The organism is Pseudoalteromonas sp. NSLLW218 (assembly GCF_015864775.1).
GTDB lineage: Bacteria > Pseudomonadota > Gammaproteobacteria > Enterobacterales > Alteromonadaceae > Pseudoalteromonas.
Genome location: NZ_JADYWO010000004.1, coordinates 192,900 through 218,048 on the forward strand (window position 1 = coordinate 192,900; position 25,149 = coordinate 218,048).

The following is a 25,149-nucleotide window of genomic DNA, read 5'->3' on the forward strand; positions in this document are numbered from 1 at the left end:
TAAATTTAATAGCATGCTATTTAACATAATTCTATTTTTTTAGAGTAACTGTCTACTAAAGTCACTAATTCTATAAAATCATGTAAAACGTAATCTGCCTGATCGGCATAGGCTGGCGTTGACTCTGGAGCATATAAACACGCGCGCATATTTGCATTGTGCGCTGCTTGAATATCGTAAAGGTAATCGCCTACATAAAGTAAATTTCTGGCGTTAATGTTCCAAAGTGTAGCAATGGCATTTAAAGCGCTAGGATCTGGTTTTGCTGGTGCATCGCTTCGCGTTAAAACCGTGCTGATAGGGAGTGGATTATTTTGTAATTTAATTGCCGCTGCTTTATCAAAATTACGAGTAACAATTGCCATCGGAATATTTTTAGACTTTAAAGCATGAATAGCTTCACTCACACCGGGTAAAATACTGGCGTGCTGTGCGTCTATTAATTCGTGTTGGTGAACTATATTCATTGCCTCTTCACGCATATACGGTGAGGGCAACTGAGCAATGTAATCGAGTAAGTCTTGCTCGCAAGGGCAACCTATTTGGGCCTTTATTAATGCAAAATCTAATTCTGATGAAACTAACGTTCCATCTAAATCAAAAATTACTCCAAAAATAGCCTCAACCTGAGTAGTCATATCATTCCCTGAATTTAGTTATTACTAAATGAAATTTAAACATAAAATTCTCTACTGCTTATGCCCTAGGCTGGTAAATACAAAGGGATAAATGAAACTAACTATATTTAAATATTAATACGCACCATTATCAATCTATTGATAACAAAGTAATTTAAGTGCTTGATATATCATGCGCAAAAAAAGGTAAATATACAAATTGAACTAACAAATTTTACGTAAATTTACAAATAACAGATCAAACATGAACGCAGTTTAAACGTATGAAGAAAACGCGCACATTAACTGCAGTGCGCGTCGGTTGGGAAGTTTTAAATATTAATTTTGCTCAAAGCGGGCTTCGAGCCAAGTATCATCTTGAGCAAAGTTTAAAGTTTTAATCTTACCTTTGCCCTCAACGTTTACCATATTTACCTGAGATGGCCATAAATCACGAAGCGCGCCATTGCTCATTTTAATTCCTTCAATGTCTTCAGGAATTGGTGCTTCTTGGTAAACCCAAAAAAACTTACCATCAACTTGTGCTCCCACAAAGCTAAGTGGTAAAGGTTCACCACTTAACGTTTGTAGAGCAACATGCGATTCAACATACTTAGCAAAACGTTGTTGGTCGGCTTTATTACTAATAATATCAATTTTGCCTTTAAACAATGTTCCTACGGCGTGTTCGGTATCATGTAAATAAAAGCGATGCATTAATTCAACATTATGCGTTCGTTTATTAAAAAGCACGGTTGTAACTGACGACTTTAGTTGATGCGCCATACTTGGCGCAGCAACTAAAAGGCAAACAATAATAAGCAAAAAGCGCATTATTGCTGCTCCTCACCGTCATCCTTTTCGTCTTTTTTCTCATCAGTTTTAAGCTCAGTTTTAATATCTTGCATGATATCGCGACTTACTTTAGCTTTACTCTTTTCCTTTTTAAACACTTCAATACGTGAAGGAATAATACGACGAGGGTAGTTATTGTTTTCAACATCTACGTCAGCTGTTTCCCAGCCTGGATCGACAGTAACTGATACAAGCGGTTTGTTTTTATCGGTAACAATCAGCTTTTGTACGTTTTTATAATTACGACGCCAAATTTCAGCAGGAATATAGCGCTCTTCTTTAGTGCCATCTTCATAAGTTAACTCTAATAAAATAGGCATTACCAAACCACCAAGGTTTGAAAATTCCATAACGTAATAGTTTTTATCTTCTTCTAAAGCACGCTCAAGCGTTTTACGCTCCCACGGCTCTAAGCCTTTTAAAAACTTGTTGTACGAGTTACGTTCTTTATTGGTAACTGTAAAACGGTCGTTTTCGTCATAAAAGTCGGTAACATCAGTATTTTGCTCAACCCATGTTTTTTTACCTTCAGCACGGTTACGCTCAACAAATAATGAAGTAGGTTTGTCTGCTTCAATATCACGTAAACGGCTGTAATCAATATCAGGGTTTTTAGTGTCTAAACGTAGTTGATATACTTTATCTAAAGAGATATCTACATGGTCTGTGGTGTAAAACCAGCCTCGCCAAAACCAATCTAAATCAACACCAGAGGCTTCTTCCATTGTACGGAAAAAATCAGCTGGAGTAGGGCGCTTGTATTTCCAGCGCTGAGCATACTCTTTAAAAGCAAAGTCGAATAAGTCACGACCTAAAATAACTTCACGTAAAATATTAAGTGCCGCTGCTGGTTTAGTATAAGCATTAGGACCTAAACGTAATACGCTGTCTGACTGAGTCATAACAGGTACTTGGTTTTGTGACTTCATGTAGCTCACTATATCGCGAGGCTCAACACCCCAAGGAATAGTAGGATCCCATTCACGACCAGCAACGCCATCTAAAAAGCTGTTTAAGCCTTCATCCATCCACGTCCATTGGCGCTCATCTGAGTTAACAATCATTGGAAAGTAAATATGACCCACTTCATGAATAACTACGCCAAGTAAAAAGCGCTTTTCAGCTTGAGAATAAGTACGTGTACCATCATCTTGTAACTTAGTACGCGGGCCGTTAAAGGTAATCATTGGGTATTCCATACCGCCAACAGGGCCATTTACCGATTGCGCAGTTGGGTATGGGTAGTCAAAAGAATACTTAGAGTACACTTCCATTGTGTGTACTACAGCTTCAGTTGAGTACTTCTCCCATAAGTCCCCACCTTCTTTAGGGAAGAACGACATTGCCATAACTAAAGGCTGAACGTCACCACCTTGCTGATAACCTTTTGCATCCCACATAAACTTACGAGACGACGCCCAAGCAAAGTCACGTACGTTTTGCGCTTTAAAGTGCCACGTTTTAGTTTTGTCGGTGCCTTCTTTTTCGTTTTCTAGCGCTTCTTCTGCGTTAACAATAAACACAGGACGCTTAGATGTTTCGGCTTGCTTTAAACGTTTGCGCTGCGTACTTGTAAGTACTTTGCTCGCGTTATCAAGTTTACCTGTTGCTGATACAATGTGATCTGCCGGAACAGTAATCTCTACATCGTAATCACCAAACTCAAGCGTAAATTCACCAGAACCTAAAAATGGTTTGTTTGTCCATGCTTCATAATCAGTATAAGCCGCTAAACGAGGAAACCACTGAGCAATTAAGAATATGTCGTTGCCATCTTCTTCAAAGTGCTCGTAACCAGAACGCGCACCTACAGCATCTTCTTCAACAATGTTGAAGGCAAAGTTCATGCTAAATTCTACTTCTTTACCTGGTTTTAATGGCTCGTTTAAATCAATGCGCATTAAAGTATCAACTACAGTTACGCGTAGCTCTTTACCATCGTCATCTTTTACGCCACTGATTGTATAACCCAGTTCGTTGTCGCTCATAAATTGCTGACGGCGTAAGTCACCTAAACTTAATTTAGCAGGCTTTTGAGCTGGTAGGCTTTCTAAAGTGCTTTTAAACGTTTTAGTTGTTTCGGCAATAGAATCACTTTTAAAAATATTTTGATCTAACTGTAACCATAAATATTTAAGTGTATGCGGAGAGTTATTTTTATATTCAATGCTTTGGCTACCGGTAATACGGTGCTTTTTTTCATCTAGCTTTACATCAATATCGTAGTTTACACGTTGCTGCCAGTATTTTTCACCTGGTTCGCCAGCGGCACTACGATAAACGTTGGGTGTAGGAAGCGCTTCGTCTAATTGACGAAATTTATCAACAAAAGTACCTTTTGTTTGCTCAACCGAAGACGCCATAACCGCACTAGATATTGCCAAAGGCAATACAAAAGCACTTAGCGTAAGACCTATTTTTTTCATTGTTAGTCCTAATATAATTTTGTGAGCATACTTTGACAAATATACCAGCAAGCTTCAATAAATTAGCGACCAAATACCGTATTTTTAGGGTGATGTTCACTTAGTTTTTTAGATTAAAAAATATAAATATTTTTTAACAAAATACGAATGGCTAAAACTGTAAAGGGGGTTTACAAAATTGAGTTTTAATAATGGTTTTGTTCGGGTAAATACAAAGTCCCAGAACTTAAAAAATATCATTAACTTTATATATATTGCTAAAAAAGTATTGCTTTGGTATTACCAGGTAAACCATTAATCTTACCTATAAGTATTACTAATTCATAACAAGTAAAATGGCCTAAAAGCCCTTTATACTGAACAAAAACACAGTGAAAACGAGTAAATAATTGGCTCAAATATTGCCGAACTTCATTAATATTCGCTATTTGTACGATAAGTGACAAATAGTGCAATTTTAGGTTGATCTTTAGTCCTGTTTATATTTAAAATCGCCAACCTTTTTATTTGAGGCAAATAAATTCGTCACATTTATCCTCAAATTAATATCGATTACTAGCAAGAAATGCGGTGGGCTTATGGATTTTTACATCCTTAAAAAACAACAAGAACTAATTGCTGTTCCAGCAAGTGAGAATAACTGTAAACAGTATCTCGATTCGGGTTATTTTTATATCGATAAAGTAGCAGCGTGCAACGAAACTAATGCATTAAAGGCGCTACACGCAAAACAAACTAAAACGTTAAAAATTCCATTGTTAATGGCACTTTTAGCATTACCGGTTGTTTTTTCAGCTTGGTACAGTTTAACCTAACGTAATGCACGGCTTAGGCTTGCATCTTTAACAGCCTTGGGTATATTGGCGCTCTTACGGTTTTATTAAGAGCGCGACATGAAAGTCCTCCACACCTCAGATTGGCACCTTGGCCAACAATTTTACGAACACGATCGCCGTGTTGAACATCAAGCTTTTTTTACATGGTTATTAGCCACTCTTGTTGATCAACAAATAGACTTACTTTTAGTTGCTGGCGACATTTATCATACAGCGACGCCAAGCGCTAGCGCCGAAAATCAGCTTTATCAATTTATTAAAGACGCCAAAAAAGCATGCCCACTATTACACGTAGTGATCATTGCGGGTAACCACGACTCTGCAAATCGTATTTTGGCAGCTCAGCCATTACTTGCACAGTTTGATACTCACGTAGTAGGGCGCTTTGATGTCGCAACACCCGACGAAACTGTTATTACCATAAATACCAATGGCAAACGCGCTGTAATCGTCGCTATGCCATTTATACGCGCAAGCGATGTAAGTTTACTTAGCCAAACCGAAAGTGGCCCTAGTTATGCTCAAGGCGTTTCAAAAGCTTACGAACTTGCACTAAAGCAAGCTACTAATATAAACGAGCAAAACTCACCATTAATAGTTATGGGGCATTTACACGCAAAGGGCGGGGACATTTCAAGTGATTCTGAGCGTAACTTAGTAATAGGTGGTGAAGAGTCTATTTCAGCTAATGTATTCGGTAAACAAGCCAACTACGTCGCCCTTGGGCATTTACACAAAGCGCAACAAGTCGCTAAAAGTGATGTTATTCGATACAGCGGCACACCTATCCCTATGTCGTTTTCAGAACGTAACTACACGCACCAAGTAAATATTGTTGAGTTTATTATTGATGAAAAACAACATATTAGTACAACTGTAAACCCCCTTTACATTCCGCGCTCTGCCGATGTAATTATTTTACCAAAAGGGGAATGTGTACCATTAAGCGAACTATGCGAGCAAATTAAAGCGCTCGATACATCACAAAATACAATAGCGCCTTATTTACGTGTAAAGCTTAAATCAAGTGATACCGATACCACCTTCAGAGAACAAATAGAACAAGCACTTGAAGGCAAGCATATTAAATTTTGTGGTATTGAACGTGTACGTGAACAATCGACTCAAAATGACGATAACACCGTATTTGAAGATTTAAGCGAAGTTGAAATGCTCAACCCGCTTAACTTATTAGAACAAGCATTCGCAAACGATAAAGACATGGCAGGGCAAAGTGTACCCGATGAGCTAAAAGCACTTTTAAGTGATGTGATAAACGAGCTTACGGAGCAAGAACAACTATGAAAATAACCGCAGTTCGTATTCATAATTTGGCTTCAATAGTTGACGCTGAAATAGACTTTACTAAAGCCCCATTAAAAGATGCAGGATTGTTTGCCATCACGGGCGATACTGGCGCTGGTAAAAGTACCTTTTTAGATGCCATTTGTTTAGCCCTTTATACAAAAACAGCGAGGCTACGCGGCGATAAAGGTAACTTAATTGAGTTTAACGGCGACAGCATTAAGCTAAATGATGCGCGAAACTTACTACGCAGAGGCACATGGGAAGGCTACGCCGAGGTCGATTTTTTAGGGCAAGATAAACAGCTTTATCGCGCGCGCTATACAATTTCACGCACTCATAAAAAAGTAACAGGCAAACTTAAAGTAGCAGAGCACACATTAGTTACTCTGCCAGAAGAAACTTTAATAGCTGACAAAAGCCACACAATAAAAGAAGTCGAGAGTAAAATAGGGCTTAACTTTGAGCAGTTCTCCCGTGCCGTACTTTTAGCGCAACATGAGTTTGCTGCGTTTTTAAAAGCCACTGGCGATGAGCGAGCGCAACTTTTAGAGTGCTTAACAGGTACCGATAAATTTAGCCGTATTGGCGTGCGTATTTTTGAGCGCCATAAAGAGCAAGTAGCAAAGCTTGAAGCGCTTAAAGCAGGCCTTGAAAGCTATACCTTATTAACGAGCGAAGAACTTGAGCTACAACAAACCAAGTTAACGGATTTAAAAGCGCAAACCGAACACACTAAAAAACAGCTAACCAAAACCGAAAAAGCACTTAACTGGTACCAGCAAGCTACAGTGCTTGAGCAAAACTTACTGCAAGCGCAGCAAACCCAGCAACATGCAAGCTCAGCGCTTGAAAGTATCGTTGAGCAAAGCGAGCAGGCAAAACAAGCTAAACAAGCGCTTGAAATTAAAGATAACCGCAGCCGTTTTAATTTGTTAACCGATCAAAATACGGCTTTGGATCAGCAAATAACATCGCTTAAAAGTGTTGATCATTTAGCGGTCATTAACGAGCGTAATACCGCGCTTACTAAGCATACCGAGCTGCTAAATAACGCCAATGAGCAAAAACAAAATGCAGTGCCCGTTATAGCTAAAGCGCGAGAGCTCGACAGCAACATTGCTTTACAAACCCAAACAGTAAAGGGCACTGAGTCACAAATAACCAAAGAGCAATCGCAGCTTGATGAGCTCAAACAACAGTTTAAACAAAGCAATAGCGAGCTTGAATTTGCTAATACCGACTTAACTAAAAGCCAGCAATGGCTTAATGAGCATGCACAGCTGCATGTTTTAGCAAAAGACTGGAGCTACTATCAGCAAAGCTTTAATACCTACTTAAATGCACAGCAGCAATTAACTGCAAACGCTGCGCAAAGCCAAGCACTTAATAGCGAGCTTGCAAATCAGAGCGATCTTTTAAATACGCAAAATAATAAAGTGCAGCAGAGCGAGGTGGCACTTAGTGGTGAGCAATCAACTTTACAGGCATTAAATACCCAGCTTAATGAATTTAATGCAGAGCACTGCGACGCGCAGTTAAAAAGTATTGATTACTTAAAAGAGCAGCGCGAGCGTTACGGGCAATTTAACGCAGAACTAAAGCAAAGCACTCAACGCCAACAAGTACTTAATCAGCAATTAAATGAAAGTCAGGAAGCCCATGCTTTACTCAATCAGCATTTAATAACCAGCGAGCAATCGCTTAAAGGCAGCGAGTACGCACTTAACCAAGCACGTTTAAGAGCCAGCGAAAACGTAGAGCATTTACGCACTGAACTTCGCCCGAATGAGCCTTGTTTAGTGTGCGGCGCTACTGAGCACCCGTATGCGGTAAATCAAAATCAGCAATTAAATAACTTAATTACTGATTTTGAAAATGCTTTTAATATAGCCAAAAAGCAATTTGATCATGCACAAAGCGAGCTGCATAAGCACCAAACTCAACATGCTGTATTAACTGCTGAACACGGACAACTTGAGCAAATAATACAAGCGGCTAAAGCTAAACAGCTCGACATTAAAAATACCATGCAAGGTGCACGCACTGAGCTTAACGACTTAACGCCTGATCAGCTTGGAGTAACTTATAAGCAGTTAACGGAGCAAAAAGCGCAATACTTTGAGCAACAAAAACGTCAACGTACACTGCAAACTAAAGTAAATGAGCTACAAGCAGCACTTAAAGCCGAGCAGCAAGTACAGCAGCAACTTAGTAACAAACACCTTGAGCTTACACATCAGCAAAACCAGTTAACGAGTAAGCATAGCGAGCTAAGTGCGCAAATTAACGAGCTCGGTACAACGCTCAATAGCCAATTTGAAAACAGTGATTTTTGGCAGCAACTACAAGCCAATACGCTTGAACTTACGCAGCTGCACGAGCAGGTTACGCAGTATCAGCAAACTCAAACTCAACTTGAGCAAAGCCAAAAACATCAAGACTCAGCTAATGAGCAAATAAAGCAGCTCACCCCGCTTATAAGTAACAACGAGCAATCGTTAAAAGCACTTAATGAAGAGCTTATAAAAGCTAAAGAGCTATTAAACGCTACGCAAAGTGAGCGCTTAGCTTTATTTAATAATGAGCAAATAAGTGCAGACGACTACCAAGCAAAACTCACAAGTGCACAAGAGCAAATGCAATCGCAGGTTCAAGCGAGTCAAAAAGCATATGACAACGCGATAAAACAACGAGATGAGCACGCTATAACGCTTAAAAATGTTGAGCAACGCTTACTTGAAAACAGCCAAGAACTAGCAACGCTTGAGGAACGTTATAACCAGTGGTTTACTGACTTTAAAGCGCAATACAGTAATGCAACGCATGAACAGGTCAAAATTTTACTAACACTTAGTAGCGAGACTATTAAAGCGCATTTAAACGAGCACGAGCAGTTAACTAAAGCGCTGACAGATGCAAATGCCGCATTAAAACAGCAGCAACTTACGCTTGAAAAACACAACAGTAGCGATAAACCAACGCAAAGTGCAGAGGTTTTAAGTACACAATTAAGCAGCTTAAACGAGCAACAAACGCAGCTGCAAAATTCATTACTGGCAACCAATACCGCCATTGAGCAACACAACCAAAACGCTAAAGCGCTTGAAGGCAAACAAGCTGAGTTAACTACGCTTAAAACGCAGGTTGAACAATGGCACTTGCTTAATAAAGTATTGGGTGATGCAACGGGTAAAACCATGCGTAACTTAGCGCAAACACAAACGTTAAAAATATTACTGCACTATGCCAACAGCCATTTAAAAACACTCAACAAACGCTACGAATTAACCGCCATAGCGCAAACACTCGACATTGCAATTATCGATCGCGACATGGCCGACGAGCAACGCTCTGTTAATACACTCTCGGGCGGTGAGTCATTTTTAGTATCGCTAGCGCTTGCACTGGGTTTAGCATCGCTTTCGTCAAACAAAGTACAAATCAATTCTTTGTTTATTGACGAAGGGTTTGGTACGTTAGACAGCGAAACCTTAAGCATTGCAATGGACGCTCTTGATTCATTGCAAGCACAAGGCAGAAAAGTAGGCGTTATATCGCACGTAACACAAATGAGCGAGCGTGTAGCCACTCAAGTGCATGTAGCCAAAAAGCCAGGTGGATATTCCACAGTTGAAGTTTTATAAGCAACATTACTGAAAACAAGGAGATACAATGCCAACGTTTACAGGCGAGCAAGCAACACAATACGATAGCCGTATAACCCGTTTAGTTCCTGGTTATGAATTATTACATCAGCTCACAAACGCGCAGCTACAAGCAACGCTAAGCGACAATGCGCATGTTTTAGTAGTAGGGGCAGGCACCGGCAAAGAAGTACTTGCACTGGCAGCACTAAACCCTACATGGCAATTTACCGCGCAAGATACATCAGCCGATATGCTTGCTATAGCAAAGCAGCAATTTGACGAGCAAGGTATAACAAGTCGCGTAAATATTCATAATGGCCCAGTTGATAAGTTATCGGTTAAAGCCGATGCCGTTTTATGTTTATTAGTAATGCATTTTGTAGAAGATAACGGCGATAAAAAAGAGCTATTAAAAGCAATTAAAGGAAGCCTCAAAAAAGACGCAAACCTTTATATTGCAGATTTGATGCGCCCCGAAACTTCATTTGAGCGCGAAGCCCAGCTTACAACGTGCGCGCAATTGGGTTTAACCGAAACAGGTAAAACACAAACAGGGCACGACTTAGAAAATGAGTTTTACCCGCTTGATAGAATGCGCTTTAGCGAATTGCTAAATGAGTGCAAATTTGGCATCCCGAAGCTGTATTTTAAAGCGCTAGGTTTTAGTGGGTATGTAGTTTGATTTTTACGAGCTAAACAAGCACCCGCTATTTAGCACCAATAAAAACACCGAGTGAACAAACTCGGTGTTTTTATATAAACCTCTCCACACCCCGAAGTTTCTCTAAGCGTAGGTCGGTTAAGCGAAGCGCCACCCGACGGGGAAGTTAAATGGTTGCTCACATAATGTAAACTTAAAATTGTATATCAGGTTTATAGCCTTGAGGTTGTGTAGCTTGTTGTGGTTGAAGTAAGTCTTCATTCTGCAGCAATATATCAATCCCCATCTCGGTTATCGAATAAGTATAAAAATCGGATTCACTTTGTTGATCTGTTTCAATAGCTTTACTCAAATATCCCATTCTTTCTAACTTGATCAACGATATTTGCAACATAGAGTCATCTGTAGAACTAAAGTTATTAGAAATTCTATAAAATGGGAGACCATCAGGGTCAGACGTATAACTTTGCAGACAAGCAGCTAAAAATTTATAATCTTGTGCCTTAAGGTTATAAATTGATGGATTCGCAATATTTCTTTTTATCCCAGAGCTATTTTGATTATTGATCACTCCTAGCCTTTCTGCTTCAGCTTTAATTAATGTACAAGCACGGTTAGTCGCTGAAACCAAATCATAATCAGAACGTCCAGAATCATAATCAGCAGGAGTTACTCCTAATAAATCGGTTGGTAGATGCATTTCAATATCGCGAGGCTTCAGGATAAATGATCTAGATTTACCTATAGCTCCAACGAATAACCCCATTTCAAAAATTACATTATCTCTTACGACATGTTCTTGTCTATTTCGGATCGTAGCGATATCTTCTGGAGCAAATATAAATAGTGCAAAATCTACAAATGACGACTTTTCAACAAGATCATCGATCACTGTTGATGAGAGTTTAAAAGTACCATTTTTCCATAGCGTTACTTCAAATTCATGGTCTAAATTAACATTTACAGCTTCAGCTACGGGTAAGCTTTCAACTGAAGAAGCTATAAATAGTCTTGGTTTTCTCAACTTATTGTCTCCTTACTTAATTGAGTTTTCTTTTAGCAATAAGAATAAAGTTATATATTTTTAGTATTTGCTTATTACATTAATACTAAAATGTTTAGCTTGCTACCATACTAGCAAAAATCCTAACCAATCTCTCCAAGCGCTTTCATCGCGGCTTGTGCTTTATCTGTTTGTACAAAAATATGGTCGTGATAAAACGCAGCTACCACATTAGCGCTAATGCCATGCTCAGTCAGCTTTGCAGATACCGCAGCCGTTAATCCAACGGCCTCTAAGCTTGAATGTACGTTAAGGGTAATTAAATTATATTTACCCTCGTAAGTAATACCTGCTTTATCGGCGGTTTCAGCTTTTAAAATAAGGGTTAGCCCTTCTTCTTCAGCATAAGTAGCAAGTGGCTCTAAGTGAACATAATCGGCAAGTGAACCTGCCAAACAACAAAAAATATACTCGCCTTGCTTAAGCGCTGGCTGCATTGATTTTAATAATTGGTTTAACTCTAAAATTCCGGCCATGGTCGTTCCCTACAATGTGTTATTTAGTGCCTTTTAGCTGCGCGACTAGCTCGCTTAATCTCGCTATTTTTATATTACTTAGCTGCCTGTAATCAAAATATGGGCACACAATAATGTTGTTGGTAGTATCTATTGCAAACTCGTCGTCAAGCCAATCTAACTGTGCATGTAACTTACCTTGTTGTAATAAGTTTTTAGCGTGCGTACGACCTGCAATTATGTGTAACTGGTTTTTATTGCTAGTAGCTTTATCTGCACAGGTAATAGTAATGTTAGGCGCGCTAAATAGCAGGGCGGTTTTACTATTTTTTTGTAGTAAATCCTCATCGCGATATTGTTGCCAAGTAGGGGCTTGTTTAGCAAATGAGTAATGCTCACTTGGCAGGGAAAATAGCACTTTTGCGTACACGTTAAACACTTTGCGCCAACCATTACCACAGTGCTGGTTTATGGTATTTATTTGCTCATTTATAACCGGTTCTAGGCATTCAAGTGTTTCAAAAAACGGCATTGGCGGCGCTTTTGCTACATATACCGCCACGCTAAATTGCGTATCACCTAAGCCAACTAATTGGGTATTCAAACTAGTTAGCCTTGTTTTGAGCTAAAATACGGTCAAGATTATTTGCAAAGTTTTGGCGGTCGGTTTGACTAAGTGGAGGCGGGCCACCACTCATTTCTACGCCACTTGAGCGCATGGTATCCATAAAGTCGCGCACGTTAAGTATTGAACGGATATTCTCGGTGGTATAAAGCTCGCCACGCGGGTTGAGTGCTTGCCCGCCGTTATCAATTACTTCACTTGCTAGCGGAATATCGCCCGTAATAACTAAATCGCCTTTTTCAATACGTTTTACTATTTCGTCGTCGGCTACATCAAACCCTGACGATACTTGAACGCGGCTTATATATTTTGACGACGGAATACGCATTGCGTGATTGGCCACTAAAATAGTCTCGATTTTCATACGCTCTGCCGCTCTAAAAAGTATTTCTTTTATAACAACAGGACACGCGTCTGCATCTACCCAAATTTTCATGCTATGGTCATTTTTATTGCTTTAGAATTAATATGATCCTATAGCAAATTTTATTCTTATGAAATAGCATAAATTACATAATCGAAAAGGAGCTTACATGAAGGCTATTAAATACGGTTTACTTATTACAGGGTTATTTTTTCTTAGTGCTTGCACCAGCCCTCCTGAGGAAATAACACCCGTTAAAAACTTTGATATACAAAAATATAAAGGCAAATGGTTTGAAATAGCGCGTCTTAATCACTCATTCGAAGAAGGTATGGAGCAAGTTACCGCTACGTATTCAATTAACGACGATGGCACGGTAAAGGTCCTTAACAAAGGGTATTTAACGGATGATAAAAAATGGGATGACGCCGAAGGCTTGGCCAAGTTTGTTGAGGGCACCGACACAGGGCATTTTAAAGTCTCGTTTTTTGGTCCATTTTATGGTGCTTACGTGATTTTTGAACTTGACCAACCCGATTACCAATATGCATTTATAACCAGTTACAACAAAGATTACTTGTGGTTTTTGTCGCGTACACCAACGGTTAGTAAAGAGCTTAAAGATCACTTTTTAACTAAAGCTAAAGAGTTGGGCTTTGCTACCGATCAGATTATTTGGGTTGAGCAATAAACAATGTAAAGCCCCTTTACAGTAGTAATAAAAGAGTCACCTAACTGTAAAGTAACTTACATATATTATGGCTATATTGTGGCACTTGCCGTGAGACAGCAAGTATTGGAAACACTGAATATCCCCTATTGTTGGCAAGCTATATAGCTTGCCATTTTTTTTGCCTAATCTATGAGAAAGTAACGGATCACGTTTTTACTAACTAAGGCTAGTTTAACGTTAAAAACAGCCCACTTAGTACAACTAACATGCCATTTAAAACATTAAACCATTTTACGTAGCCTACCAAAAAATTATAAAAAACCATTATAATTAAGACACTTAGGCTCGTAAATCCACAAAATAGTAATGCTCCATATCCACCTTGAGTAACTATACAAAGTACTAAGCTTAGTAAAATACTGATCCAAGCAGCTAGCAACAGCTTTTTACGTTGGGATTCTGTAGGACGTTTGTTAAATACGTCTTTAAAGTGATTAAACTTAGCTAGCGCAAAACAGTTAAAACTGAGCAAACATAGGGTAAAACCTAGTAAATCAATCATGATTTTTGTCTTTTAAGATTATTAGATTGGCTAGGGGTGATTATTTTTGAGTTGTTTTTAGCAGTACGTAATTTTTCGGTTTGTATAAAAAACAATATACTAAACAGTAAAAATAGTGCATCAAAAGTAAATAATGCCCACTGTTTGTGCATCAAATAGCTAACTATATTGTCGTTAGTTGTAAGTGCATTAATAACCGGTACGCTAAAACATGCAGCAGCATTTATAGCTGCCATAACTCGCCATTGCAGCCTATCTCGTTTTAAAAGGGCAATAACAGCCACTGCTAACCATGTTAAAAAGAACGCGAGTATTTCTTTATCGGCGCGCTCTGCGACCGTTGGGCTAAGTAGTCTGTTAGCGATAAAAAATGCACACGTTGCCAGTGGAAGCCCCATAATAGTGGCTAGGTTTAACCCTTCAACTAGTTTTAAACCAAACGAAGGTTTAACGTTGTTTTTAGTTCGTTCGCGAATTCGTTTAGCCCACATAATACAGCCAGAGCCAATCATTACACAGCCTGCAATACCGCCTAATACATATAACCAGCGTAACAACCACGTGGCTAAACGCCCTGTATGCATTGAATTAAGCGATTCGTAAAGCGCTTTGCTGCTAGTTAGCTCGTCATCAGTTTGAGCGACCATTTGCCCTGTAGCACCACTAAATATTAAGCGTGGTGCTTGGTCACGTAGTGTTTTACCTGCGCTTACCAATACGGTAATTGTTGAAGCTGCCATATTTGGTTGGTTAACTTGTACGCGAGTAATATCTGCATGAGGCCACTTAGTATAAACCTGATCTAAAATACTTTGAATCGGCACTATTGGTGATTCGCCTTTGGCTTTATCGGTCATGGTGTTGCGAGGGGTTACATCGTTAAAAAAGCCACGCATGCCGTTATCGTAAGACGTTTGCGCAGGGTAGGGAAACAACATAAATATGAGTGTAATCATGCCAGTGTAGGTAATCATTAAATGAAAAGGCAGGGCAAGCACAGAGCTTAAGTTATGGGCATCTAACCACGTACGGCTACCTTTGTTACGCCTAAAGCTAAACATATCTTTAAAAATACGCTTATGAATAACCACGCCCGATATAATGGCAATCAGCATAAAAAAGCTAGCAAAGCATACAATCCAGCGTGCTGTTATTGCATCCATGTAATGTAAATCATAGTGCAACCGATAAAAAAAGTTACCACCTTTAGTATCTACAAAGGGCTCAAGCTCTTGCATGGTATTAGGGTTTAACTGTGTGTTTTTAAACTGGCTGCGGCGCTGGCCTGGCTCTTTTGGCTTTGCATAACCATAAATTAAATAAGGAATACGCGGCTCAGGTAATGTAATACGCCAGCTTGATGAGTTAGCTCCATGGTTAGCTAAGTAATCAAATCCGGTAATTATTTGCTGTTTTTGCGCTTCTATACGCTGTGTTTGGGCCTGCACATTATGAATGGCTGGTTGATTCCACAACGTTATTTCGTCTCTAAAAAAGCTAAGAGTTCCTGCAAAAAATATTAAATATAATAACCAGCAAACGAGTAACCCTACCCAAGTGTGTAACCAAGTCATCGATCTGAAAAAACTGTCTTTCATACCCAACCCTTCAGTAAACCAAGCAACGCAATGAACACACCCGTACTTAGTAAAATACTGATCCACACTGTTTTTAATGATTTAACGCTAAAGGCATAAATAAATACTACGGCATAAATTAAAATGCTAATTGAAACACTAAACAATACAGCGTCTTGCTTAGCTATTGGCAATACAAAACTTAATAACGCAGTACTTGCAGAGGTAAAGGCATAGCCACCAATTATGGCAATAAAAAAACGTAAAAATACCAAAGCTCGATAACAGCTTACGCTTTTTACTATAAGCGCAATTACGTTAACCTTATCGTATGGCGCACTGTGCAAAGGTGCTTGCATAGTTAATTAATCCCTTTATTTAAAGCGGAGGATAAAACAAAGGCGCTATTATATATGTTACAAATACAAAAGATAGTTATTCTCATTTGTGATATTTAACTTTTAAGTAAGTTATGCTTACTTACTTAGTAAAATACTGATCTGTTATTGTTTAATGATATTGCACAGGCTGTATGTAAAGCTTAAGGTTAATAAACTGACTAAAAATAAAGAGTGAAATAACGATGAGCGATCACGAAAAACTAAATTACGTTGAGTTTCCTGCATGCGATTTACACGCAACTAAAGCTTTTTTTAGTTGTGTATTTAATTGGCAGTTTACTGACTACGGCCCAGAATACACGGCATTTAGTGGCCAAGGGCTTGATGGAGGTTTTTTTAATGCACCGCTTAAATCGCTTACTCAAAACGGTGCTGCGCTATTGGTTTTTTATAGTAACGACATTCACGCCACGTATAAAAAAGTACAACTCCATGGTGGCACAATATTAAAACCTATTTTTGAATTTCCGGGTGGTTGCCGGTTTCATTTTGCAGAGCCTAGCGGCAATGAATTTGCCGTATGGGCAGAAAAACAATAGGTTTTATAAGGCCTGTAGCGTGAATGAGTTTAAAGATCACGATTTTACTAACTAATCGCCGTTTCAGATAAAATAAACCGATTTTTTACCAACTCATTTACCCTAAATGGCCATTTAGGATAAATATTAAGCATTTAAGGCCAAATAAACATGAGTAATCGCCAATTAATAGACCACGTTAGTAAATGCGTGATCTGTGAACCTCATTTACCTTTAGGGGCTCGACCTGTAATACAATTTAACCCAAATGCACGTATTTTAATTGCAGGCCAAGCACCTGGGGTAAAAGTTCACGAAACAGGCGTGCCGTTTAACGATGCAAGTGGGAATCGCCTGCGAGAATGGCTTGGACTAACACGTGATGAATTTTACGATGCTAATAATATAGCCATTTTACCTATGGGCTTTTGCTATCCGGGTAGGGGTAAGTCGGGTGATTTACCACCTAGAAAAGAATGCGCCCCAGCATGGCGCGAGCAATTATTAACTGCACTACCAAATATTGAGCTGACAATAGTATTAGGTAAATACGCGCAGGCGTATCATTTACCAGAGACTAAAAAAATGCCGCTTACGGAGTTAGTAAAATCGTGGCGTGAGTATTGGCCAAACTATTTAGTGCTTCCTCACCCCAGCCCGCGCAATAATATATGGCTTAAAAAGAACCCATGGTTTGAACAAGATGTACTTCCAGAACTGGATAAACGCATTGCTACTATTTTAAATAAGTAACGCTTCTAGCATTAGGATTTATTGTAAAGGGGCGTTACAGTTAAAAACTAATACTGCAATTAATAACAATAATAAACGAGGCTGTCTAACTTGAATGCATCTATATTAACCGAAGTAATACTTCCGCTCGCTCTTGCACTTATTATGTTTGGTATGGGTCTTGGGCTCACAACAACCGATTTTACTCGTCTATTTAAAAGCCCGCTTGCCATTGTTATGGGTTTAATGGGCCAACTTGTAGCAATGCCTTTATTAGCATTAGGGCTGTGTTATTTACTTAACCTACCAACGCCTATAGCTATTGGTTTAATGATATTAACTGCCTGCCCAGGCGGTACTATGTCAAATGTAGTAAGCCAGCTTGCTAAAGCTAATTTAGCGCTTTCGGTAAGTTTAACCGCCGCCTCTACCGCAATTAGTATAATAACCACACCGTTTATTATTGGCTTTGCTATGAGTCAGTTTGCCCCAGCAGACGATGCTAGCTTTTCTATTTTAACAACATCGCTTGGATTATTTTTTATTACCTTAGTGCCAGTTGCTATAGGCGTTTGGTTACGTCACTTTAAAAGTGATTTTGCCATTAAAACAGAGCCATTTTTTAGACGCTTCTCGTTGTTTTTTATGCTTATGATGATTGCCGCACTAGTAATAAAAGAGCGCGATTTATTAGTTAGCTCATTTAACGATGTATTTTGGGCGTGCATAGCGCTTAATATTGGTTCAATGGTTGTTGGTTGGCTAATTGCTAAGTGTTCAAAATTAAATCTAACTGATTCGCTGACGCTTTCAATTGAGGTTGGAATTCAAAATGCATCGTTAGCTATTTTAATTGCTATTAGCTTTTTGAATAAACCAGAATATGCAGTTACCGGTGGCGTGTATGGCCTTGCTATGTTTATAGGGCCACTGCTATTAATTGGCGGGTTAAAGCTTAAAAATAAACGTCCCGCTAGGGCTGTTAACTAGGACTTTTAATTAGGGCATGTTGACCAAGTTACTTTAACTCAAGGCTACGGATAACGTAGCCGTAAACTCCAGCCTAAAAATACCACCAGTTAAATATATGCTCTGCACCCATCGCGCCACCAAGTTGTGGGCTTCTAAAAAACTCTTAAGCTTGAGTATTGCTCCAGGCGCTGAGCTTGCTCGCGCAAGGAGCGAAGCTTCTAATTACTAAGGCGCATTTAGGATGGGATAAGAGTTTAAGTAATACGGTGAAAAAGTAGTTAATTAATTGGTTACTAAAACAGCGCCTCAGCACATGAGGCGCTACTTTAAAATTTACTATTTGGTTTGCATGTTTTTAGCGCGTTCTTCTGCATCTATTAATGCTTGCGATTTAGGGGCGCGTTTTTTCTCTTCTATTTTTGGCTTTTCAGTTGAGTCAGGATCCCAGCTTGAGTCTAACGATAAGTTAGCAAATGGATTGTTACTGTCTGCTTTTTTAGGCTCACTTACTGGCTCATCAACTTGTGATGTTGTTTGGGCTTGCTCAGGTATTACGTCTTCTTTTTTAGGCATAGGCTTTTCACCAGGTAATGGTGCATCTGGGTTAAATGTACGCACTTCTGGTTCTTTAAAGTCTTGCTCAGTTGTATACATAGTCGATTGAGCGTCAGATATTTGCTCTGGCGCGTGTAAATCTATAACCGGCTCACTCGCTGTTACTGGCTCAGGAGTATTAATAACCGGCTCTATAGTGTTATGTTCGGCTTCTATTGGCGCAGGCTCCGTTACTTGCGCTGTATATTGCTTACGTAGTTTTTTTACAGGCTTTGCATCTGGGTCAAAGTCGCGTACCTCTGGCTCATTAAAGCTGCTGGCATTTTTAATACGCTCTAAGGTTGTTTTTGCTGCTGCTTCAAACTCGGCGGTATTAGGCTCAGATTTTTGTTTTACTTCGTTAAACGTAGCCGTACTTGTTTGCTCTAAAGTATCTGCTTGCTCCATTTGTGCCAGCTCAGTTTCGCTTACTTGCGATGGAGTAACTACGTTGTTCTGCCCATCTGAAATCGGCGTTGTTGTATTTTTTACATCAGCATTTTGTGCTGTGTTAGTAGGCTCTACAGGCTCTTCATTTGTCGCTACGCTGCTCTCAACCGCTTTATTATTTTGAGTAATTTCGTTGATGACGACAGGCTCAATCTTTGGCTCTTTTGTTGTTTGTACAGGCTTTGTTGTTTTAGTTTCAGGCTTAGCTGGTGTAGCAATTTTTTCTGATTTAACTTCAGATGGAGCCGCTATAGTCGGTTCTGCCATCGCTTTACTTTGTTTTGCACGGCACAGGCGCACGACTACCATAGCGCCAATAAGTATTACTATAACAAGTATTAAAGTGGGTAAAAGTAACGAGCTTGGGCTCTGCGCTACAGGTTGCGGCGTAATTACTGGCGCTGGTTTAGTTAACACAGGAGCTGGTTTTACAGACTTAGGCTTCTCAGGCGTAGCCTTTATAGGCGCAGCTATAACGCTTTGCTCTGGTGTCGCCGGTTTTATTTGTTCTATTGCTGCTTCGTTTTTTTGCTCTGTAACTACTTGCTCGGGTGCTGTTTTTGTTGGCTCTGCATCAATTACTATTTCGTTACTATTGGTATTTAGCTGATCGTTAATCTGTTGTTTTTGATCATCAGTTAAATTAAGCGTTTGCTCGTTGATGCTCTCTTTAACAGCTTCTTCAGTAGGTTTAATTACAGGGGCAGGTTCAACAATTTTAGGTTGTGGCTGAGTAATAATAGCTGGCTCAGGCTTTATTATTTGTGGCTTTGGTTGTGCTTGAATTTCTTTTGGCTTATTACAGTTGTTTTTGTAATCACGCGCTGCTTTACGATATTTTTGACTCGCTTTATTATTACTATTTTGCTGCATTTCTTGTTTAATTAAAATGCACATAGCTTCGTTGTATGCAGCACTTTGCGCACTATAAAATAAGGCAAAGCAAAGGGTAAATCTAATTAGTTTTGATATCATAAAGTTATGCGCGCTTAAATATTAATAGTTTGATTTTAAGCGCAAAATTGAAAATTATCTAGAGCAAGTTAACTTAAGTACAACTAATCAATGACCATCAAACTGCGATATTCATCGTAAGCAAATTGGTCGGTCATACCGCTTATATAATCTTGGATTAATCTACAGCGATAATAAAACTCGTATGCCGCAAAATGATCAGGCTCTTCTTGCATCGCATCAATTGCGTGTTGGTAACTATTTAAGTGCTTTTTAGAGAGCTTTTTAACAAGTCGCGACTCTATTAATAAACGTGAATCGCCATTAAGTGCGCGTTTAAAGTTATCGCTATTTAATAATAGTAATGGTTTGTAACAGTCAAGTAAGCCGTTAATTATACGATAACCTTGCAGCTCTAGTTTTTCGACTTCTTTGTTTGAAAATACATGTTCAAGCGCTACTTGCTTTAGTGTTTTAGTTACTGCATGCAAGTGGCTTCTATCTTCTAAAAGCGCTTGGTTAAAGTCGCCATGATAAATAGGTTCTATGTTTTCAATAAAGCGTTTTGCGGCGTGGTTTACTAGCGGATGTAGCAATGCAACTCGCAGGTATATAAAAAATTCACTATTAAAATTATACGGTTGTGCTTGTGCACGCTCTAGTGCGTAGTCTACGGCTTTGTCTACAAAATTTTGATGTTGAGCGTCGTCGATTAACAGATTTATTAATACTTTTTTGTAACTACTTTTAAGTTTTTCGCACAGTAGCTCGGTACTTATTATGTCTTTTTCTACGGCGTCTTCTATGTCGGCTAGGCAATAAGAAATATCGTCCGCGGCTTCCATTATATAACTTGCGGGATGGCGGCAGTAAGGCTCAATAGTGAGCTCTTTTTGTAGTGCCTCAACAAAGTTTTTTTCGCTGTAGTAGTAACCTACTTTTTTCATTAAGTAGTTTTTATTTTGCGGAATGTCTTTTACATCAAGCCCAGCAGGGCGAGTGTATTTTAAAATACCGGCGCTTTGGCTATAAGTTAAATTAAGCGTTTGCAACGAATGAATTATACGTATGCCTTGAGCGTTGCCTTCAAAGTTACAAATATCAAGTGCAAGGTGTTTAAAAACAACACCTATACCGGTGTTTGGCTCTTTACAGCGCTCGGGTGTTACGCTTGCTAGGTTATTATTAAACCAGTGGTTAATAGCCGCTTCGCCAAAATGCCCAAATGGTGGGTTGCCAATGTCGTGCATTAGGCAGGCCATTTCTACTAAGCTTTCTAGAGGGCGTTCTAGGTCGGTTAAGCCGTAATCTTTTTGTTGCTCGTAGCTTAAATTAGCAAAAATACGTTGCACTATAAAACGACCAACTTGTTGAACTTCAAGCGAGTGAGTTAAGCGCGAACGAACAGCTGCGTTGCGCTCAAGCGGAAACACTTGTGTTTTTTGCTGTAAACGACGAATAGCGGCGCTATTTATTATTCGTCCACGGTCGCTTTCTAGCGCCATTTGTAAGTTTGCTGTGGTGCGGTACATTCGTGCTGGCGTTATTTTTTTACTAAAATCTATGGTCATCTTTAAACTTGTCCTTTTTACAATTGATGACTGGCATAGTTTTTAGCACTTAGTCATTTGTCTTTAATATACAGGGTTTAATCTATCAGTTTGTATCATAAAGTAACAACTTGCTTTAAAATAATTTTTTGAGTAATTGTTGTGCATTTATAGGTGTTTATAATGAAACAGTGGATTTTAAAGGCAGTATCAATTTGCCTAATGTTAGGAATGAACAGCGCGTTTGCTGCAAAAGAGCAAACTGTGGTGCTTGTATCAATCGATGGCCTGCGCTGGGATTATATTGAAAAACACGGCGCACCCAATTTAAAAGCAATGGCCGAGCGCGGTGTTCGCGCACAAAAACTAATACCTGTTTATCCGACTAAAACGTTTCCTAATCATATTTCTATTATTACGGGCTTACTGCCAGTAAACCATGGCATTGTTGATAATAGCTTTTGTGATAAAGCGCGTAAAAACGACTGTTACAGCATGGGCAAAGCATTGGGCGATAGCACATGGGTAAAGGGTATTCCGCTTTGGAATTTAGCAAAAATGCAGGGACTTAAATCGGCTACATATTTTTGGCCTGAGTCAGATGCACTATTTAACGGCATGACACCAGATTACTTTTATCACTATTCTAAATACAGCGATTACCAGAGCCGTGTTGATCAAATTATTCAGTGGTTAAGTTTACCAAAAGCACAGCGCCCACGTTTTATTGCGAGTTACTTTTCGCTAGTTGATAGCATGGGCCATGAATTTGGGCCAGACGCACCACAAACGCGTGATGCAGTTAAACAGCTTGATGAATTAATGGGGCAATTACAAACTCGCTTAAGTAAATTAGAGCAAGAGGTAAACTTAGTTATTGTCTCGGATCACGGTATGACGAGTATAGATCCAGATAAAAGCATTGATGTAACCACACTACCTAAAGATGAAAACTTTTTAGTTAAAAATACGGGCCCACGTTTACTTATATATACTCAGCCTGATGCTAAAAACGCTGATATTGAAGGTTACAAAGCACGTTTACGAGATGCGTCAAACGGTCGCTATATAGTATTAACAGACGAGCAATTAGCAGCGTACCATTATAATAAAGGCACTCGCGTCGGCGATATTGTGGTGCAAACTACAGCGCCAGCGGTATTTACCAATGGTAAAAAACCAACCTATTTAGGGACTCACGGTTATGCATATACAGAAGATATGGCAGCATCATTTATTGCTGTAGGCCCTGCATTTAAACAAGGTGTAAGCCTTAAAGAAGTAAATAACCTTGATATTTACCCAGTACTTGCAAAAGTGATGGGACTTAAATTGTTAAACAAAGTAGATGGCAATGGAAAAACGTTAATGCCAGCAATTAAGCAAAAAGTGGTTGTGCATTAGCTTAATCTAAAAGAGCGCGTAAGCGCTCTGCAGGGAAGAACATGTTAAAACTTTAAAGTGGGCTATTTTAGCCCACTTTTTTATTGGGCAGCTTATTTAAAGTTAGCAATACTTGTTTTTGTAGCAGTAACCGTGCGAATTGCATGCGCTTGGTTTGTAATACCAAATGCAATACCGTTTACGCTCCAGCCAGGGTTAGAGAAGTAATCGTACTGAGTTGCGCTACCGTAAACGTGCGGGTAAGCCATAATACTTGCAAACTCATTTTGTACGCCATGACCCATGCCGTCTACATATACACCGCCTGACGTGTCACCTTGTTTGCGTGAATGTGCTAAACCTTGGTTATGACCAAGTTCGTGTACGAATGTAGTTGCACCACAGTCAATTGCAGTGATTGAGTACATACGGCTGCTCATAGAGCTGTATAGGTTGCCATTAGTACCTTGACCAACCCATGCTAAACCACATGAAATAAGCCCATTGCCAGCACTTTGGCCAGTACCTAATACGGCAATCATGTCGGCTTTCCAATCGCTGCGTAAACCATCTACGTAGCTGCTATTTGTAACCGAATCTAACCAATCCTCAGACGGCGTTACTGCGTAGTCACCTAAGTTTTGTTTGCCAGCTAAGCGTAGTGTTATATCAACGCCATTTTGGCTATATACTTGATTACTAAAAGCAATTAGTTGATTTATTTTAGTGTCAATATTGCTAGTTGCAGCAGCTGATTGGTCGGTATATAAAATACCGATATCGATGGTTTCTGCTTGTGCAGCACTTGCTGCACATAATGCCGCAGCCAGTGCGGTTGTTGTGATTACTTTTTTCATTATTGTATTTCCTTACTCTTGTTGTGGTTGGAACTTGTTTTTAACTTGGTTGAGCTCATAAAAAGCAGACACACTAAAGCTGCCTTAGAGTGCGGCTTTAATTGTTTTTATATTTTTTGGTTAGCCATCAATTTTTGGTGCAAATATATCGATGCTTTTATCTGATTTGGGTTTTGGTGCGGTTACTTCATGCTCTATGTGGCTTTTATATAAATCGCGTTTTGCTGCAATCCATCCGTACTTACCTTTACTTTCGAATACATAATTGCCAGAGGGCGCAGTAAATTGGCCATATACGGCATCTTTACCTACCGTTAAAACGGTATTATGCATGCGGCCATCAACACCCACTATTTTGCCAAATATGCTCTTGTCGCCATTTTCAGACTCAACCACATTAGTCACCTCTGCGGTGAATGTTTCGGCTGTTTGCGGAATAGCTAAATCAAAGTTTTCGCCAGTTTCTAACGCCTGCAAAGAATTTAAATCAAACTCAATGTAGGCTTCGTTATGCAAGTCGGTAGGTAAAACTTTTGCGTTTATGAGCACTTGCTTGGCTTTGTCGGATAGGCGGTTTACGGCATCAAATTCTTCAAACGGTAAACTGTTGTCTGGGGCAACAATGGGTTTAACGGTAATTGGATCTTTACTCATATCAATAGGTGCAGGGGGATGTGTATTGCGTGTTTTTTGTAAATCAATAGGAACAAAGTCTATAGCAACGGGCGCGATAGGTTCGCCCGTTTCATCTGCATTAAAAAATAGCCCATAAACTGCAAATGCCGATAATGGTATAGCAATTAGTAAGACGACAGATCTCTTCATTTGTTTCTCTTTTAGTGTTTTTGGTTAACTGTTTGTTACTTTTTATATTATTAAATGGATTAGATCAAGATAATAAATGTAACCGAAAAGAATTAATTCTGAATTCCATAATCCCTTATAAAGTATAAGGATATTTATTTTTGGTGTGTTTTTCACTCTTTTTGGTATTGGTTTTTTGTAGGGTTTATACGGGCTTTGGCGCGTTTGTGGGTACTTGTTTGTTTAGTTAAATACAATGGTTAAA

At 39.2% G+C, this 25,149-nt stretch carries 23 protein-coding genes; 9 read left to right on the forward strand and 14 right to left on the reverse strand.

Going from position 1 to position 25,149, the window contains the following annotated elements; genetic code table 11:
* Positions 1–20 precede the first annotated feature (20 nt).
* The 3 genes from I6E80_RS07700 to I6E80_RS07710 all read right to left on the reverse strand — a co-directional run bounded on the left by I6E80_RS07700 (position 21) and on the right by I6E80_RS07710 (position 3,898).
* Positions 21–638, reverse strand: a complete 618-nt coding sequence (locus tag I6E80_RS07700; protein ID WP_024600376.1) for an HAD family hydrolase — start codon at positions 636–638, stop codon at positions 21–23.
* A gap of 318 nt (positions 639–956) precedes the next feature.
* Positions 957–1,451 carry a DUF6702 family protein gene (locus I6E80_RS07705; protein WP_076924897.1) on the reverse strand — a complete coding sequence of 165 codons (495 nt, stop codon included), beginning with the start codon at positions 1,449–1,451 and terminating at the stop codon, positions 957–959.
* Positions 1,451–3,898 (reverse strand): M1 family metallopeptidase, encoded by a 2,448-nt coding sequence (locus I6E80_RS07710; protein ID WP_197185250.1) that lies wholly within the window; start codon positions 3,896–3,898, stop codon positions 1,451–1,453. The genes I6E80_RS07705 and I6E80_RS07710 overlap by 1 nt, the downstream gene beginning before the upstream one ends.
* 578 nt (positions 3,899–4,476) lie before the next feature.
* Between I6E80_RS07710 and I6E80_RS07715 the strand changes: the two genes are divergently transcribed.
* The 4 genes from I6E80_RS07715 (at position 4,477) to I6E80_RS07730 (ending at position 10,371) form a co-directional block, all read left to right on the forward strand.
* The gene (locus I6E80_RS07715) at positions 4,477–4,713 is read left to right on the forward strand and encodes a hypothetical protein (protein WP_024600378.1); all 237 of its coding nucleotides are present in this window, start codon (positions 4,477–4,479) and stop codon (positions 4,711–4,713) included.
* 78 nt (positions 4,714–4,791) lie between these two features.
* A complete protein-coding gene (locus tag I6E80_RS07720) occupies positions 4,792–6,039 on the forward strand; it encodes an exonuclease SbcCD subunit D C-terminal domain-containing protein (RefSeq protein ID WP_197185251.1) in 1,248 nt (415 codons plus the stop codon).
* Positions 6,036–9,686, forward strand: a complete 3,651-nt coding sequence (locus I6E80_RS07725; protein ID WP_197185252.1) for an AAA family ATPase — start codon at positions 6,036–6,038, stop codon at positions 9,684–9,686. Before I6E80_RS07720 ends, I6E80_RS07725 begins: the two co-directional genes overlap by 4 nt.
* A 28-nt stretch (positions 9,687–9,714) precedes the next feature.
* Positions 9,715–10,371 carry a class I SAM-dependent methyltransferase gene (locus I6E80_RS07730; protein WP_197185253.1) on the forward strand — a complete coding sequence of 219 codons (657 nt, stop codon included), beginning with the start codon at positions 9,715–9,717 and terminating at the stop codon, positions 10,369–10,371.
* A 172-nt stretch (positions 10,372–10,543) separates the two neighbouring features.
* Here the strand turns inward: I6E80_RS07730 and I6E80_RS07735 are convergent, their stop codons facing one another.
* The 4 genes from I6E80_RS07735 to I6E80_RS07750 all read right to left on the reverse strand — a co-directional run bounded on the left by I6E80_RS07735 (position 10,544) and on the right by I6E80_RS07750 (position 12,929).
* A complete protein-coding gene (locus tag I6E80_RS07735; protein WP_197185254.1) occupies positions 10,544–11,374 on the reverse strand; it encodes a TIR domain-containing protein in 831 nt (276 codons plus the stop codon).
* A gap of 122 nt (positions 11,375–11,496) precedes the next feature.
* Positions 11,497–11,889, reverse strand: coding sequence for an ACT domain-containing protein (locus I6E80_RS07740; RefSeq protein WP_197185255.1), 393 nt, complete (start codon positions 11,887–11,889; stop codon positions 11,497–11,499).
* Between the two features lie 19 nt (positions 11,890–11,908).
* Positions 11,909–12,472: a hypothetical protein gene (locus tag I6E80_RS07745; RefSeq protein WP_197185256.1), complete on the reverse strand. Its 564-nt coding sequence runs from the start codon at positions 12,470–12,472 to the stop codon at positions 11,909–11,911.
* A 1-nt stretch (position 12,473) separates the two neighbouring features.
* Entirely contained in the window at positions 12,474–12,929 is a 456-nt protein-coding gene (locus I6E80_RS07750; protein WP_197185257.1) for a YaiI/YqxD family protein, read from the reverse strand.
* Between the two features lie 97 nt (positions 12,930–13,026).
* Here I6E80_RS07750 and I6E80_RS07755 point away from each other — a divergent pair, with 97 nt between their 5' ends.
* Positions 13,027–13,548: a lipocalin family protein gene (locus I6E80_RS07755; RefSeq protein ID WP_197185258.1), complete on the forward strand. Its 522-nt coding sequence runs from the start codon at positions 13,027–13,029 to the stop codon at positions 13,546–13,548.
* Between the two features lie 208 nt (positions 13,549–13,756).
* Here I6E80_RS07755 and I6E80_RS07760 read toward each other — a convergent pair whose 3' ends face one another.
* From I6E80_RS07760 to I6E80_RS07770, 3 genes are read right to left on the reverse strand one after another with little or no spacing between them, the layout of a single operon-like run.
* On the reverse strand, positions 13,757–14,092 hold the full coding sequence (locus I6E80_RS07760) for a DUF3325 domain-containing protein (RefSeq protein ID WP_197185259.1): 336 nt from the start codon (positions 14,090–14,092) through the stop codon (positions 13,757–13,759).
* Positions 14,089–15,690 carry a PepSY domain-containing protein gene (locus I6E80_RS07765; RefSeq protein ID WP_197185260.1) on the reverse strand — a complete coding sequence of 534 codons (1,602 nt, stop codon included), beginning with the start codon at positions 15,688–15,690 and terminating at the stop codon, positions 14,089–14,091. Before I6E80_RS07765 ends, I6E80_RS07760 begins: the two co-directional genes overlap by 4 nt.
* A complete protein-coding gene (locus tag I6E80_RS07770; RefSeq protein WP_076924907.1) occupies positions 15,687–16,028 on the reverse strand; it encodes a hypothetical protein in 342 nt (113 codons plus the stop codon). The genes I6E80_RS07765 and I6E80_RS07770 overlap by 4 nt, the downstream gene beginning before the upstream one ends.
* A gap of 224 nt (positions 16,029–16,252) precedes the next feature.
* Between I6E80_RS07770 and I6E80_RS07775 the strand changes: the two genes are divergently transcribed.
* The 3 genes from I6E80_RS07775 to I6E80_RS07785 all read left to right on the forward strand — a co-directional run bounded on the left by I6E80_RS07775 (position 16,253) and on the right by I6E80_RS07785 (position 18,310).
* Complete coding sequence (locus I6E80_RS07775) at positions 16,253–16,609, forward strand: VOC family protein (protein WP_197185261.1); 357 nt, start codon at positions 16,253–16,255, stop codon at positions 16,607–16,609.
* 150 nt (positions 16,610–16,759) lie between these two features.
* A complete protein-coding gene (locus tag I6E80_RS07780) occupies positions 16,760–17,341 on the forward strand; it encodes a uracil-DNA glycosylase family protein (RefSeq protein WP_197185262.1) in 582 nt (193 codons plus the stop codon).
* Between the two features lie 90 nt (positions 17,342–17,431).
* Positions 17,432–18,310, forward strand: a complete 879-nt coding sequence (locus tag I6E80_RS07785; protein ID WP_197185263.1) for a bile acid:sodium symporter family protein — start codon at positions 17,432–17,434, stop codon at positions 18,308–18,310.
* Between the two features lie 318 nt (positions 18,311–18,628).
* Here I6E80_RS07785 and I6E80_RS07790 read toward each other — a convergent pair whose 3' ends face one another.
* Positions 18,629–20,311: a cell surface protein gene (locus I6E80_RS07790; RefSeq protein WP_197185264.1), complete on the reverse strand. Its 1,683-nt coding sequence runs from the start codon at positions 20,309–20,311 to the stop codon at positions 18,629–18,631.
* A gap of 83 nt (positions 20,312–20,394) precedes the next feature.
* Positions 20,395–21,861: a dGTPase gene (gene dgt, locus I6E80_RS07795; protein WP_197185265.1), complete on the reverse strand. Its 1,467-nt coding sequence runs from the start codon at positions 21,859–21,861 to the stop codon at positions 20,395–20,397.
* A gap of 162 nt (positions 21,862–22,023) precedes the next feature.
* Here dgt and I6E80_RS07800 point away from each other — a divergent pair, with 162 nt between their 5' ends.
* A complete protein-coding gene (locus tag I6E80_RS07800; RefSeq protein WP_024599443.1) occupies positions 22,024–23,244 on the forward strand; it encodes an alkaline phosphatase family protein in 1,221 nt (406 codons plus the stop codon).
* Between the two features lie 92 nt (positions 23,245–23,336).
* Here I6E80_RS07800 and I6E80_RS07805 read toward each other — a convergent pair whose 3' ends face one another.
* On the reverse strand, positions 23,337–24,080 hold the full coding sequence (locus tag I6E80_RS07805) for a zinc-dependent metalloprotease family protein (RefSeq protein WP_076924912.1): 744 nt from the start codon (positions 24,078–24,080) through the stop codon (positions 23,337–23,339).
* 120 nt (positions 24,081–24,200) lie between these two features.
* Positions 24,201–24,905, reverse strand: coding sequence for a hypothetical protein (locus I6E80_RS07810; RefSeq protein WP_024599441.1), 705 nt, complete (start codon positions 24,903–24,905; stop codon positions 24,201–24,203).
* Positions 24,906–25,149: the final 244 nt, after the last annotated feature.

Coding starts and splice junctions, on each gene's coding strand:
- I6E80_RS07780 (WP_197185262.1), top strand. CDS start 16,760: ATGAGTAATCGCCAATTAATAGACCACGTTAGTAAATGCGTGATCTGT.
- I6E80_RS07775 (WP_197185261.1), top strand. CDS start 16,253: ATGAGCGATCACGAAAAACTAAATTACGTTGAGTTTCCTGCATGCGAT.
- dgt (WP_197185265.1), bottom strand. CDS start 21,861: ATGACCATAGATTTTAGTAAAAAAATAACGCCAGCACGAATGTACCGC.
- I6E80_RS07725 (WP_197185252.1), top strand. CDS start 6,036: ATGAAAATAACCGCAGTTCGTATTCATAATTTGGCTTCAATAGTTGAC.
- I6E80_RS07765 (WP_197185260.1), bottom strand. CDS start 15,690: ATGAAAGACAGTTTTTTCAGATCGATGACTTGGTTACACACTTGGGTA.
- I6E80_RS07800 (WP_024599443.1), top strand. CDS start 22,024: ATGAAACAGTGGATTTTAAAGGCAGTATCAATTTGCCTAATGTTAGGA.
- I6E80_RS07760 (WP_197185259.1), bottom strand. CDS start 14,092: ATGATTGATTTACTAGGTTTTACCCTATGTTTGCTCAGTTTTAACTGT.
- I6E80_RS07730 (WP_197185253.1), top strand. CDS start 9,715: ATGCCAACGTTTACAGGCGAGCAAGCAACACAATACGATAGCCGTATA.
- I6E80_RS07790 (WP_197185264.1), bottom strand. CDS start 20,311: ATGATATCAAAACTAATTAGATTTACCCTTTGCTTTGCCTTATTTTAT.
- I6E80_RS07770 (WP_076924907.1), bottom strand. CDS start 16,028: ATGCAAGCACCTTTGCACAGTGCGCCATACGATAAGGTTAACGTAATT.
- I6E80_RS07805 (WP_076924912.1), bottom strand. CDS start 24,080: ATGAAAAAAGTAATCACAACAACCGCACTGGCTGCGGCATTATGTGCA.
- I6E80_RS07755 (WP_197185258.1), top strand. CDS start 13,027: ATGAAGGCTATTAAATACGGTTTACTTATTACAGGGTTATTTTTTCTT.
- I6E80_RS07700 (WP_024600376.1), bottom strand. CDS start 638: ATGACTACTCAGGTTGAGGCTATTTTTGGAGTAATTTTTGATTTAGAT.
- I6E80_RS07715 (WP_024600378.1), top strand. CDS start 4,477: ATGGATTTTTACATCCTTAAAAAACAACAAGAACTAATTGCTGTTCCA.
- I6E80_RS07705 (WP_076924897.1), bottom strand. CDS start 1,451: ATGCGCTTTTTGCTTATTATTGTTTGCCTTTTAGTTGCTGCGCCAAGT.
- I6E80_RS07740 (WP_197185255.1), bottom strand. CDS start 11,889: ATGGCCGGAATTTTAGAGTTAAACCAATTATTAAAATCAATGCAGCCA.
- I6E80_RS07720 (WP_197185251.1), top strand. CDS start 4,792: ATGAAAGTCCTCCACACCTCAGATTGGCACCTTGGCCAACAATTTTAC.
- I6E80_RS07810 (WP_024599441.1), bottom strand. CDS start 24,905: ATGAAGAGATCTGTCGTCTTACTAATTGCTATACCATTATCGGCATTT.
- I6E80_RS07750 (WP_197185257.1), bottom strand. CDS start 12,929: ATGAAAATTTGGGTAGATGCAGACGCGTGTCCTGTTGTTATAAAAGAA.
- I6E80_RS07710 (WP_197185250.1), bottom strand. CDS start 3,898: ATGAAAAAAATAGGTCTTACGCTAAGTGCTTTTGTATTGCCTTTGGCA.